Here is a 12899-nt window from a genome sequence, read left to right as displayed (position 1 = left end):
AGACAGACGAACTCGCCGGCCTCCACCCGCAGCGACACGTCGCTGAGCGCCCAGACCGGCGAGCCGTCGCGCGCCGCATAAATCTGCGACACGCGGTCGAAATCGATCAGCGGCCCGCTCATGACCCCGCTCACGACAGGGTGACCCGGTCGGGCGCCACCGCCTTCAGCGGGGACTCGACGATCAGGCCGCGGAACAGGGCCCGCAGGTCCCCCGGCGGACGCTTGGCGAGGCCGGCGGCGATGGCCCATTCCGCCTCCGCCACCAGATCGTCGACGAAACGGTCGTCGAAGGCGATCTTGAAGGTGAACTCGGAGGTCGCCTCCAGAATCTGCTTCGGCGGCGTGTGGATGCGGCGCGAGATCAGGTCGGCCCAGCCGCCGTCGGCCAGGATGCGGCGTTCCGCCCCCTGCAAGGCCCGGATGGCGCCGGTCACCAGCTCCGGCTTCTCCTTCACCACCTTCTCGGTGGTCAGCAACAGCTGATGGCTCTGGAAGAATTTCTCCAGCCCGTCCTGGGTCATCACCGCGGTCTTGCCGCCGGACTGGCGCTCGGCCACCACGGCGGACTGGCTGCTCCAGGCGAAGCCGTCGATGTCGCCGCGCACCAGGGCGGAGGTCATGTTGTTCGGGGTGAGGTCGACCACCTCGACGTCGCCCGGCGCCAGCCCGGCAAATTCCAAATACTTCGCCAGCATATATTGCCCGGAGGTGCCGACGCGGGTGGCGATCCTGCGCCCCTTCAGGCTGGCCGGCCTGGCCGGATCGATGCCGCCGTCCTTGCGGACGACGATCTTCATGTCGCGCGAATAGCGGCTGTAATTCACCAGGATCAGCGGCCGAAGCCCCTGCAACACCGCGAACACCACCGGCGTGTCGGTCGAGGCGGAGAAATCGGCCGAGCCGGCGAGCAGCGCCTGCATCGAATCGCGCCCACTCTCGAACTCCATGGTGCTCAGATCGAAGCCGGCCTCGGCCCAGGTGCCGGCGGCCTCGGCGACGAAGGGAACCGCCCAGGTGTAGCCGGTGCTGCCATAGGCCAGCGTCGCCTTGGCCGCGGCGGCCTGCGCGCGGCCGGCCCACAGCGGCCCGGCGGCCAGCGCGCCGGCGGTAACGGCCGCGCCGGTCAGCAGGCGGCGGCGGTTCAGGCGAATGCCGGAGGGGTCGAACACGGTCATGATCGAAAGGCTCCTGTCGGATGCGGCCGGGCGCTCAATGCGGCGCCAGCAGCCGGAAGGTCTGGTCGGCGGAACGGTTCTCGCGATGGGCGGCAGTCCAGCCGATGGCGCGGCGGTAGCTGCCGAACAGGCCGGCGGCGGCAACCGCCTCCTCGGCGATCCCCGTCACCGTTTCGGCATCGGGAGCGACATAGAGGGCGTCGTCCGGACAATGGGCTTCGCACAGGAAGCAGGTCTGGCAGTCGGTCTGCCGGGCGATGACGGGGGCGGCCCCGTCGGCCCGGCCACCGCCGGTCGGCTGGAAAACGTCCATCGGGCAGACGGAGACGCAGATGTTGCAGCCGGTGCAGCGGGCCGGGCTGATCAGCTCGATCATGCCGCAAGCTCCCGGCCTGCCTCGGCCCGATCCGCGCGGACCGGCGCCGGGCGGGTCGAGACATGCACCTCGTCCAGGCCGCCGACCGTCAGCAGATGGCGCTGGGCCGGGTCGAGGGCGGCATGGTCGATGCGGCGGTGCATGCCGCGCGATTCGGTGCGGGCCAGCGCCGAACGGTACATCCAGCGGGCGGTCGCCAGCATCGCCGCCGCCTCCCGCACGCGCAGGACGGTGTCGGCGGAGGCCGGCATGGCCGCGGCGGCGGCGGCCCACAGCCGGTCCAGCCGGCCGAGGGAGCCGGTCAGCCCCTCCTCCGTGCGGAAGTAATTGAGGTCGTAGGGAAACACCTCGGCCTGGACGGCGCGGGTCAGGCCGCCGGCATCGATCGCCCCGCAATGTCCGCCCCGCGGCCCGTCCTGCAATCCGGCACCGCCCGCCCGGCGCAGGGTGCGGGTTCCATGTCCCAAAGCACGGGTCCCCAAGGCACGGGCATGATCGGCGGCTCCGAGACCCGCCCAATGGCCGCTCGACATCGCCCAGGCGGCGTTGTGGCTGCCGCCGCCGGTGAAGCCGCCGCAGATCGGTTCGCGCGTCGCGGCGTCGCCGGCGGCGAACAGGCCGGGGACGGCGGTGGCACAGGTGCCGTCCACCAGCCGCAGGCCGCCGGTGCCGCGCACSGTGCCCTCCAGCCGCAGGGTCACCGGGAARCGCTGGGTGAAGGGGTCGATGCCGGCGCGGTCGAARGGCAGGAAGAAGTTCGGCTGGGCCTGACGCATCGCCGCCCACARTTCCGGTTCGGCGCGGTCGAGGCGGGCATAGACCGGTTCGGTCGTCAGCACCCGCGCGATGACGGASCGGCCGCCCTTGGARGCCGNCCCCANGAATGGCTTCGCCGTCGGCACGGGTGAAGCTGGCCCAYTGGTAGAGCAGCGTCTTGGTCACCGAGCCGAAGRCCGGGGCGATGGCGTAGGCGTTGGAGAACTCCATCCCCGACAGATCGGCCCCGGCCTCCGCCGCCATCAGCAGGCCGTCGCCGGTCAGCACGTTGCAGCCCAGCGCCTTGCTGAGGAAGGCGCAGCCGCCGGTGGCGATGACCACCGCCTTCGCCYGCACGGTCCARCGCCCGCCCTTCTGCCGCTGCACGCCGACGGCACCGGCCACGGYGCCSYCGTCATCGACCAGCAGTTCCAGCGCCGGGCAATGGTCGAGRATCGTCACGCCKGCCTGTTTCACCCGGCGGCGCATCAGCCGCATATATTCCGGCCCCTGCACCGACACGCGGCGCTCRCGCCCGTCCGCATCGCGTGGAAAGGGATAGCCCCAGTCGGCGAGCTGGCCGACCGCCGCATGGGTGCGGTCGAGCACSCGGTCCATCCAGCCATGRTCGGCCAGATGGCCGCCCAGCCCCTCGCGCGAYGCCTTGGCCGCCGCGCGCYTGGCCGGATCGGGRTCGACATACCACAGCGTGGTYCCGGACGCSGCGGTGGCGCCGGACGTGCCGCAGAATCCCTTGTCGGCCAGAATGGTGCGGGCRCCGCCGGTTGCAGCGGCRATGGCGGCCCAGGTGCCGGCRGGACCGCCCCCCAGTATCAGGACGTCGGTCTCRAGRTCGAGGRATGYGGCGGATGAACTGACAGGAGCGCCGGGCACGTTGGCCATCGGAAAAACCCTCCGGGACTGTCGATCATGYGGATTGAGCGAAGCGGCGATTCYGGAGCAGCRTTCTATTACTGMKWTGRWTCGCTCTTTCTTSYTRAAAKCATACTTACACAGTAGAGATAYTGCGCATACCAAAATATGCASRTCTGTGAAAAATTTCGGCCGGCACYTTCCGCCRANGGGNATGGTGCCGGCCGYGCAGTGAGRMAWTGGGCCRMGAGAGACCGSWACMGCYGGACGATGGGCGMTGGRCRRYGGGCCTTACGCCTCSGCCAGYGCCTGCTCCAGGTCGGCRAYGATGTCGTCGGGATGCTCGATGCCGACCGACAGGCGSACATAGCCGGGGGTGACGCCGSTGGCRAKYTGGTCTTCCGGCGACAGCTGGGAATGGGTSGTGGTGGCCGGRTGGATCGCCAGCGACCGGGCGTCGCCGATGTTGGCGACGTGGTAGAACAGCTTCARSGCKTCGATGAAGCGCCGCCCCGCCTCSGCSCCGCCGGCCAGTTCGAAGCCGACMAGCCCGCCATAGCCGCCCTTCAGGTASGYRTCGGCGCGCCGCCGCGCCTCGCCCTCCTGCARRCCGGGGAAGATGACCGACGTCACCTTSGCATGMGYCTTCAGATAATTCGCGACKATGCCGGCGTTCGCGTTGTGCTGGCGGATGCGCAGCGGCAGCGTCTCCAGCCCCTGGATCAGCTGGAAGGCCGATTGCGGGCTGAGKGCGGCGCCGATGTCGCGCAGCAGGGTGACGCGGGCGCGCARYGCATAGGCGATGGGGCCGAGCGGNTTTNGCCGCYTCSGTCCAGATCGCACCRTGATAGCTGGGGTCGGGCTGGGTCAGCAGCGGGAAGCGGGCGGCATGCGCCTCCCACGGGAAGGTGCCGCCGTCGATCAGMACGCCGCCGATGGTGGTGCCGTGRCCGCCGATGTATTTGGTCGCCGAATAGATCGTCACCGCCGCGCCATGGTCGAARGGCCGCACGGTCAGCGGTGCCGCGGTGTTGTCGACGATCAGCGGCACGCCCAGCTCCAGGCCGATGTCGGCGACCTCGCGGATCGGGAAGACGTTCAGCTTCGGRTTCGGCAGCGTCTCYGCATAATAGGCRCGGGTGCGSTCGTCGGTGGCSCGGCGGAAATTCTCCGGGTCGGCCGGATCGACGAARCGCGCCTCGATGCCGATCTGCTTCAGCGTGTTGGCGAACAGGTTCCAGGTTCCGCCATAGAGGTCAGTGGAGGTGACGATGTTGTCGCCGGCCTGCGCCAGATTCAGCACCGAATAGAAGGATGCCGCCTGTCCGGACGCGACCGCCACCGCCGCGGCACCGCCTTCCAGCACGGCGAGCCGCTGTTCCAGCACTTCGACCGTCGGGTTGGTGACCCGGGTGTAGATGTGGCCCAGTTCCTGAAGCGCGAAGAGGCGCTCGGCATGGGCGGTGTCCTGGAACTGGTAGGAGGTCGTCTGGTGGATCGGCACGGCGACGGATCCGGTGACGGGATCGGCACGGAAGGCGCCGCCGTGGACGGCCAGGGTTTCGAAATGCGGCTTGCGGTCGGTCATCGGGCGGTTCCTCTTGTTGCTTGAAAATTCGGCGGTCAGACGGAGGCGCCGACCAGATCGGCGTAATGGCGGCGGGCCACGTCGGGGTGGGAGCGCAGCCGGCTTTTCAGCGTGTTCTCCCCGACCGAGCTGTAGAGCGGGTTCAGCGGATCGCGCTCCGGCCCGCGCGCTTCGGCGGCGAGATCGTCCGGCAGCGGCAGCACCGGCACCCGGACATCCAGCCCGGCCCCCAGGAAGAAGGCGGTCGACAGCCGGTCCACCCCCGCCGGCGGCGTCACCACCCGGTGCACCGCGGCGCGGAAATAGCCGTCGGTTGCCAGTTCCAGCAGTTCGCCGGCATTGACGACGAAGGTGCCGGGGACCGGCGGCACATCGGCCCACCCCCGGTCGGTTTCGATCTGCAATCCGCTCTGGCGGTGCTGGAGAACCAGCGTCAGCAGGCCGCTGTCCTTATGCGGCCCGACGCCCTGCCCCCCGGCATCGTCGACGGGGGCATCTTCGGCGGGAACCGCGTCATGGCCCGGATAGCGGATCAGCTTGACGAGCTGCGTCGGCTGGTCGGTCAGGATGGGATCGAAGGCGTCTTCCGGCAGGCGCAGGGCCACCGCCACCGTCGACAGGATGCGCCGCGACACCGCGGTCAGCTGGTCCTGCAGGCGCAGCACCGCCGGGCGCAACTCCGGCAGGGCCTCAGGCCACTGGTTGGGCCCCTGCAGGCGGACCCAGGCCGGCGAGTCCGGGCTCCAGGGCAAGGCCGGCCGCTCCGCACCGATGTCCAGCTGTTCACGCCAGTCGGCCAGACCGCGCGTGCGCTCCCAGCCGGCGCGGGTGTATCCGCGGAAATGGGGCGAGTTGACCATCTCAATGGACAGCTTGTCCTGCTCGGGCAGGGCGAAGAAGCCGCGCGACAGGTCAAAGACGGACTCGATGAAGGCCGGGTCGACCCCGTGCCCGGTCACATAGAAGGCGCCGAAGCGGCGGATCGCCGCCCGCAGCTCCGACAGGAACAGGGCGCGGTCCGCCGCAGCGCCRTCSAGGCGGGCGAGATCGAGAAACGGCAGCGGCGGCCGCTCGGCCGAAGAGGGAAGCGCGGTCACAGGACTCTCCTTTGCGGACATGCGTTCGGRAACGCCCGCTTGCGTGCAGCRACGTKTGAAATCGGATTYTGTGGAAGCRGGTGMGGCCGCTCAGTCGGTGCGGCTGCGCGCCTTCAGCCAGGTGCCGCGCATCTGCGCCCAGAGCCGGCCGRCCGGYGCCTGCGGCGTCRGCGCGTCATTCACGGCACACATCCCCATGGCTTCCGGAAGCGGGATCCAGACCATKGTCTGKTCGGWCGCTGCGGAGGCGGAGGCCCGGCGGGCCGTCTGRGGATTGGCCATGATAGCGTTCCARTACAWTGRCTTGGGRGGNTTAGGGCTTGAGGCTGGACACGGCCGCCRGGGTCAYGGAMYTCCGGGCGGCATCKCGGTTTCACATCCGATCATTACGCGGAAGACTCTTATTGTCTACCTTAATTGTGGATTTATAGGTCCGRGAAAATTNAYAATWARCATTGTWGKTWTGTTATTTYAYWAATTTTCACGAAACCGTTGACAGGGYRATTTYCCTATYYGCTWATTAGGGAATAAGCGCTGCCCCTTCGCGGYTGCCCTGMCAACCGCYGGTCCAYRAACGGMTCCGGCAGRTCGGGCGCCYKTTCRMTGCGGCGCTCCGCGTCTTKCACAAAACAACAAACTCATTGCGGGAAAYCACCATGCGCACTCCTTCGCAGGCTCCKTCGCGTCCRGCCTCCCGAAGCGGCCTGTCGCCGCGCGTCCTGATCGCCGGTGCCCTCAGCCTCGCCATCGGCCTCGCCCTGACCRGCGCCGCCAARGCCGGWCCGACGCTGGACGCGATCARGGCGCGYGGCAGCATCAARGTCGGCGTCGGCACCCAGCCGGGCTTYTTCKCCCCCGACAGCAATGGCCGCTGGCAGGGCTTTTTCGTCGATTTCGGACGGGCKYTGTCCATCGCCGTGTTCAACGACCCGGACAAGGTGCAGTTCGTCKCCTCCTCGCCGCAGCAGCGCCTGCCGGCCCTGCAATCGGGCGAGTTCGACATCCTGCTCTCCGGCGTGACCCAGACCTTCACCCGCGCCACCAAGCTGGGCTTCCATTTCGGCCCGGTGGTCTTCTATGACGGCCAGGGYCTGCTGGTRCCGAAGAAGCTGGGGGTGASCAAGGGCAAGGAKCTGAACGGCGCCACCGTCTGCGTCCAGACCGGCACCACMGGCGAGYTGAACATCACCGACTTCTTCYGGCAGAACAARATCGCCTTCAAGCCGGTGGTGAWCGAGGAAACCGCCGAGAACCAGAAGGCCTTCGCCAGCGGCCGCTGCGACGTGCTGACCCAGGATKCCTCCGATCTGGCSATCACCCGCACCCAGCTGCCCAAGCCCGACGATTACGTCCTGCTGCCCGARCGCATCTCGAAGGARCCGCTGGCMCCGGCCATCCGCTATGGCGACGACCAGTGGCTGGAGATCGTCAACTGGGCGGTCTACGCCACCATCCAGGCGGAGGAGYTGGGCATCACCCAGGCCAACRTCGACAGCTTCCTGACCAGCGCCGATCCAACSGTCCGCCGTTTCCTGGGCGTCGATCCSAGCCTGGGCGAGGCGGCCAAGCTCGACCCGAARTTCGCCTACACCATCGTCAAGAMCGTSGGCAATTACGGCGAGATCTTCGARCGCAACGTCGGGCCGGCGACCAAGGTCGGGCTGGACCGCGGCTTCAACAAGCTGTGGACCCAGGGCGGCCTGCTCTACGCCCCGCCCTTCCGGTGAGCAGYCYCGTGCCRCCCGGCGCSCTGCGYTCCGGTCCRGTCGCCGCGGTCACCCTCTGGTGGGGTGGCCGCAGCGGCCTTCAGGCGGCGATCCTGGCGCTCGTGCTGCTGGGCGGCTTCCTGCTCGGCTCCAACACGCTGGCGAACATGGAGCGCTTCGGCATCACGCCGGGCTTCGCCTTCCTCGGCCGCCCGGCSGGCTTCGAGATCGGCGAGGCGCTGCTCGACTACCGGCCGCAGGACAGCTACGCGCTGGCCCTGCTGGTCGGGCTGCTGAACACCGTCAAGGTCGCGSTGGCCGGCKGCCTGATCGCCACCGTCCTGGGCRTGCTGCTGGGRGTGGCGCGGCTGTCCGGCAACGCSCTGCTGTCGGGGCTGGTRCAGGGCTATGTCGAGCTGRTCCGCAGCACGCCGCTGCTGCTGCARCTCTTCTTCTGGAGCGCCACCTTCCAGGCRCTGCCCTCCCCGCGCCARGCGCTGAACCCGCTGCCGGGCGTCTTCCTGTGCAACCGCGGCATCCAGCTGCCSGCCTTCGCCGACGGGCGGGCGGGCGGATGGMTGCTCGCGGCCRTCGCGCTGRCGCTKGCGCTCGCCCTTGCCGGRACCGTTCTGCGCCGGCGCCTCGGGCGRCGGGATGCGSTGTCCGGAMTSTCGGTCGCGGYGGCCGCATGYGGCCTGCCCGTCGCGCTGCTGCTGGCGTCGGGCGCGCCGTTGCAGGTCGAGGTTCCKGAACTGGCCGGCTTCAATTTCAGCGGCGGGACGACGGTGTCGCCGGAATTCTCCGCCCTGCTGGTCGGKCTGGTCGTCAACGCCGCGGCGATGATCGCGGAGATCGTGCGCAGCGGCATCCAGGCGGTGCCGGSCGGACAGTGGGAGGCSGCSCGSGCGCTGGGCCTGCCGCGCCGCCGGATCATGCGGCTGGTGGTYCTGCCCCAGGCCATGCGGGTGATCGTGCCGCTGCTGACCTCCAGYTATCTCAACCTGACCAAGAATTCGAGCCTCGCCGTCGCGATCGGCTTCCCSGATCTGGTCAGCGTCATCAACACCAGCGCCAACCAGACGGGGCAGGTGCTGGAAACCATGGCGATCATGATGGGCGCCTATCTGACGGTGAATCTCGCGGTCTCGGCRGCGATGAACCTGTACAACCGCCGGCTGGCGGCGAGGGGGGCGCGATGACYGACGGCGTTCTGCAAAGCGCCCCGCCCCTYWCCYCSCCMNCAGCCGYGCTGGCAGCGCCTGTGGGYCRGCCTGTTCGGCACGCCGSTRAATGCCGCGGTGACRCTCKGCTGCMTCGCCCTTCTCGGCTGGRCCRTGCCGCCGCTGCTGCGCTGGACCCTGCTGGACGCCGTGTGGGTGGGGCCCGCCGACCGCTGCGCCRACGCGGCCGGCGCCTGCTGGGCCTTCATCGGCGAGAAGCTGCGCTACATCCTGTTCGGCTTCTACGACCAGGACCGGCARTGGCGCCCGGCGGYGGCCGGYGYCATCCTGCTGGCRCTGGCCGGGCTCAGCGGCATGCCGCTGTTCTGGCGGCGGGCGACGCTGTGGCTSTGGCTTTTCGGGCTGGCCGCCGCCCTGCTGCTGCTGACCGGCGGYCCCGGYGGGCCGGCGGTGCCGACCGAGCGCTGGAGCGGCCTGCCGGTCAGCCTGCTGCTCGCCGTCGTCGGGCTGGYCGGYGCCTTCCCGCTGGCGGTGCTGCTGGCRCTCGCCCGGCGCAGCTCCATGGGCGGGGTGCGGACGCTGGCCGTCCTGTTCATCGAGGTGACGCGCGGCGTGCCGCTGATCGCGGTGCTCTACGTCGCGACCCTGCTGCTGCCGCTGATGCTGCCGGCCGGTGCCGCCATCGACAAGCTGCTGCGGGCGCAGATCGCGATCATCCTGTTCGTCTCCGCCTATCTGGCCGAGATCGTCCGCGCCGGCCTCCAGTCCATCCCGGCGGGCCAGTATGAAGCCGCTCAGGCGCTGGGGCTCGGCTACTGGCAATCGACGCGGCTGGTGATCCTGCCGCAGGCGCTCAGGACGGTGATCCCCTCCATCGTGACCCTGGCGATCGGGCTGTTCCAGGACACCACGCTGATCATCGTCATCGGCCTGTTCGACCTGCTGAACACCGCACGCACCGCTGCCAAGGACCCGGCATGGCTGGGATTCTACGACGAGGCCTTCGGCTTCGCGGCGCTGATCTACCTGACGGTCTGCGTCATCGCGTCGCGCTACAGCCTGTGGCTGGAGCGCCGGCTGCGGCGGTGCTGAGCTGCGAAGGGTTCCAGGCGCAGTTGGAGCCGCTCGCCCCGCGCATTCCCATCGGCCGGGTCCCGCCCGGCATCGAGCCGGAGGCGGGAGCGCGCGGCATCTTCGGCCGTCAAACACTCAGGTCACGCCAGAACATCCTTTCACGGGCGTGCCCGCGGGGAGTCTTCGGAAGAAGCCCTCGAGGCGCACGCGCTAACCTCGGCCGGCACTCCTGCACGATCTGAAAGGATGCAAGATGCTGAGGATGGATCGTTTATCCACGACGCTGGTGCGGCTGACCATGGACAGGCCGCCCGCCAACGCGCTCTCCTTCGACCTGATCCAGGCGCTGGCGGAGGATCTCGCCCGGTTCGGGGCGGAGACCGACGCGCCGGCCGTGATCCTGACCGGGGCCGGCGAGCGCTTCTTCAGTGCCGGCGGCGACATTCGCGAAATCGCCGCCAGGGCGGACGCCGCGGTCCCGCGCATGCGTGCCTTCCACCGGCTGCTTGTCGCGCTCGAAGGCTACCGCTGCCCGCTGCTGTGTGCCGTCAACGGCTATGCGGTGGGCGGGGCGCTGGAACTGGTTCTGTTCGCGGACCATGTCGTGGCGAGCGAGGGGGCCAGGTTCGGCTTTCCCGAAATCAACCATGGGCTGCTTCCCGCCGCGAAGGGCATGCGGCAGGCGATGAACCGCCTCGGGCGCCGGGCTGCCGAGCGTCTTCTCTATTCCGGGGATCTCGTTTCAGCACAGGAGGCGCAGGCGATGGGCCTCGTCGATGAAATCGTCGGTTTCAGCGATTTGCAGGACCGGACCCGTGCCGTCGCCGAGACGCTTCGCCTCAAGGACAGGCATCTGTTCTCGGCGATCAAACGGACCTTCGCCGATGCGCCGCGGATGACCGACGAGGAGCTTGAAGCGCGCACGCTCGGCGACATGCAGGATTACCTGAGTCGCGGCGAAACGGCCGCGGCGCGTGACCGGTTCCTCCAGCGCAAGGCGGGGCAGCAGCATGGCTGACGGCGATCATCTCCGGCTTGAGTTCATGACCTCCCCCGAGGTCGCTCTCGCCATTGCGGGCGGCACCCGGACCATCGTCATCCCCTGCGGGGCGGTGGAGCAGCACGGACCGCATTTGACCCTCAGCGTCGATGCCGACCATGCCGACCATCTCGGCATCCTGGTGGCGAAGGGCGTGGGGGGCGCGCTGGTCGCGCCGACCATCAGGGTCGGCTGTTCGTCCCACCATCTGGCATTTCCCGGCACGATCTCGTTGCAGGACGGCACCTTCGAAATGATCTGCCGGGACTACTGCACCAGTCTGGCAAGACATGGCTTCGAGCGCATTCTGATCTTCTCCGCCCATGTCGGCAATTCCCCGCCCTTGGCCAGGATGCTGCCGCGCTTGCGGTCGGCCGTGCCCGCCTCCTGCCGCGTCTTTGCCTTCACCGATGCGAAGGCGTGGCTGGAATGCTGGCGCGATGCGGTGGAGGAGGCGGGCGGCGAGCCAATCAAGGTTGGCGGCCATGCCGATATCGCCGAAACCTCGCTGATGCTCGACATTCACCCCGGGCGGGTGCGACCGGAACGCTATGAGGCCGGAAGACTGGGGCTGCTTTCGCAAGGCGATCTGGAACTGATGTGGCGCGACGGGCTTGCGGCGGTCAGCGCCAACGGCATTCTCGGCGACCCCACAGGTTCCTCGGCGGCCATCGGCAGCCATTGCATCGAGCGCATCGCCTCGCTTCTCGTCCAGAGCTTTTCCCAGGACGACCCAGCCGGTCGTTCCTACACAAAATAATGTTCTGAACACGCAATCCGCATAGCGGATCTTCGGCAGGTTCTGCCGCCGGCTTCATGACAAGCTTCCAATCACCGAAGAGGCATCCCAAACAAACCCGAGAGGGCATCCAAATGGCAGTCAAGTTCGGCTTCTGGTCCGAGCAGGAAACTCTGGTCGGCCAAAGCTATTCGCGCCGGCTTCATGAGCTTGTCGAAGAGGCGGTGTTTGCCGAGAAGATGGGTTTCGACATCGTCAGCCTGTCCGAGCAGCATGTCGCCTTGGGCGGGATCTCCAGCTCGGCCCCCGAAGTCGTGTATGGCTACCTCGCGGCGGTGACGTCCCGCATCCGGCTGAGGCCGGCGGTTTCGCTGATGCCCAAGAAGATCAACCACGCGCTGCGCACGGCGGAACGGGCCGCCGTCACCGACATCCTGTCCAACGGCCGCATGGAGCTGTATTGCGGCCGCGCGAACACCACTATCGCCATGCGCGCCTTCAACGTGGAGCCGGCGGAAACGCTCGAGCAGATGGAAGAGGGGACCGCGCTGATCCGCGAAGCCTTCAGCAAGGACATCTTCACCTTCGAGGGCAAGCACTATCAGGTTCCGCCGCGCATGCTGGTGCCGAAGCCGTTGCAGAAGCCCTATCCGCTGATGGGCATCGCGGCGACCAGCGAGCGCAGCCATGTCTGGGCCGCCCGCCAGGGGCTCGCCGTCCTCAGCCACACGTTGTACCAGGGCTGGGACGCCCAGGCGAAGATGGTCGAGGCCTACCGGTCGAACTGGCAGCGGGATCCGAACGGCCCGCTCGACCGTCCGCGTCTCGGCATGCCGGTGTTCCTCGGGATCGCCGAAACCGATCAGGCGGCGAAGGACCTCTATGCCGAGCCGCTGATGCAGTATGCCCGCATCTCGACCGACGCCTATCCGCGGCTGGCGAAGATCGCCGACGACTACGCCTACATGGGGGAAGGGCTGGAGGCGCTCCAGCGCGCGGCCACCGACTGGGATTATCTTCTGAACGACTCCGCCAGTCTCGTTTGCGGCAGCCCGGATACCGTCATCCGCCAGCTGGAACGCTTCATCGAAACCGGCGCCGAAGAAATCCTGTTCCACATCGACTCTGTTTCGCACGCCGAGATCATGAAGGCCATCGAGCTGGTCGGACGCTACGTCATCCCGCATTTCAACGACCGCAACAATGTGGTGCGTCCGACCGACGAGATCCTCGACCAGATCCGCAGGATGCGGACGGTGAATGCCTCGGCCTGATCCCCTCTCGACCGATCTG

Annotated in this window: 10 protein-coding genes and 2 pseudogenes; 6 read left to right on the top strand and 6 right to left on the bottom strand. The window is 68.5% G+C overall.

All coding sequences use genetic code 11. From position 1 onward, the window contains the following. Window positions 1–130: 130 nt before the first annotated feature. From VH569_RS18165 to VH569_RS18140, 6 genes and pseudogenes are all read right to left on the bottom strand, one after another. The gene (locus tag VH569_RS18165; RefSeq protein WP_423316752.1) at window positions 131–1177 is read right to left on the bottom strand and encodes an ABC transporter substrate-binding protein; all 1047 of its coding nucleotides are present in this window, start codon (window positions 1175–1177) and stop codon (window positions 131–133) included. A gap of 34 nt (window positions 1178–1211) precedes the next feature. Further along, window positions 1212–1553, bottom strand: a complete 342-nt coding sequence (locus VH569_RS18160; RefSeq protein ID WP_423316758.1) for a 4Fe-4S dicluster domain-containing protein — start codon at window positions 1551–1553, stop codon at window positions 1212–1214. Further along, a complete protein-coding gene (locus tag VH569_RS18155; RefSeq protein ID WP_423316750.1) occupies window positions 1550–2392 on the bottom strand; it encodes a hypothetical protein in 843 nt (280 codons plus the stop codon). Before VH569_RS18155 ends, VH569_RS18160 begins: the two co-directional genes overlap by 4 nt. Before the next feature lie 151 nt (window positions 2393–2543). Further along, window positions 2544–3212, bottom strand: a pseudogene (locus tag VH569_RS18150) (FAD-binding protein); the annotation flags it as partial. 261 nt (window positions 3213–3473) lie between these two features. Further along, window positions 3474–4770: pseudogene (locus tag VH569_RS18145) on the bottom strand (O-acetylhomoserine aminocarboxypropyltransferase/cysteine synthase family protein). Window positions 4771–4805: 35 nt separating this feature from the next. Continuing rightward, a complete protein-coding gene (locus VH569_RS18140) occupies window positions 4806–5867 on the bottom strand; it encodes an isopenicillin N synthase family dioxygenase (protein WP_423316748.1) in 1062 nt (353 codons plus the stop codon). Window positions 5868–6523: 656 nt separating this feature from the next. On the opposite strand from VH569_RS18140, the gene VH569_RS18135 reads away from it, so the two are divergent. The 6 genes from VH569_RS18135 to VH569_RS18110 all read left to right on the top strand — a co-directional run bounded on the left by VH569_RS18135 (window position 6524) and on the right by VH569_RS18110 (window position 12880). Further along, window positions 6524–7594 (top strand): amino acid ABC transporter substrate-binding protein, encoded by a 1071-nt coding sequence (locus VH569_RS18135; RefSeq protein ID WP_423316746.1) that lies wholly within the window; start codon window positions 6524–6526, stop codon window positions 7592–7594. An 8-nt stretch (window positions 7595–7602) separates the two neighbouring features. Further along, entirely contained in the window at window positions 7603–8772 is a 1170-nt protein-coding gene (locus VH569_RS18130) for an amino acid ABC transporter permease (protein ID WP_423316744.1), read from the top strand. A gap of 99 nt (window positions 8773–8871) precedes the next feature. After that, window positions 8872–9846 (top strand): amino acid ABC transporter permease, encoded by a 975-nt coding sequence (locus tag VH569_RS18125; protein WP_423316742.1) that lies wholly within the window; start codon window positions 8872–8874, stop codon window positions 9844–9846. A 244-nt stretch (window positions 9847–10090) separates the two neighbouring features. Further along, window positions 10091–10846 (top strand): enoyl-CoA hydratase/isomerase family protein, encoded by a 756-nt coding sequence (locus VH569_RS18120; RefSeq protein WP_423316740.1) that lies wholly within the window; start codon window positions 10091–10093, stop codon window positions 10844–10846. Continuing rightward, on the top strand, window positions 10839–11627 hold the full coding sequence (locus tag VH569_RS18115) for a creatininase family protein (protein ID WP_423316738.1): 789 nt from the start codon (window positions 10839–10841) through the stop codon (window positions 11625–11627). The genes VH569_RS18120 and VH569_RS18115 overlap by 8 nt, the downstream gene beginning before the upstream one ends. 113 nt (window positions 11628–11740) lie before the next feature. Further along, window positions 11741–12880: an LLM class flavin-dependent oxidoreductase gene (locus VH569_RS18110; protein WP_423316736.1), complete on the top strand. Its 1140-nt coding sequence runs from the start codon at window positions 11741–11743 to the stop codon at window positions 12878–12880. Window positions 12881–12899 lie beyond the last annotated feature (19 nt).

The organism is Azospirillum sp. 11R-A (genome assembly GCF_049472615.1).
Classification (GTDB): domain Bacteria; phylum Pseudomonadota; class Alphaproteobacteria; order Azospirillales; family Azospirillaceae; genus Azospirillum; species Azospirillum palustre.
Note: the sequence above shows the minus strand (reverse complement) of the source record. Positions and strands in the feature narration are given on the sequence as shown.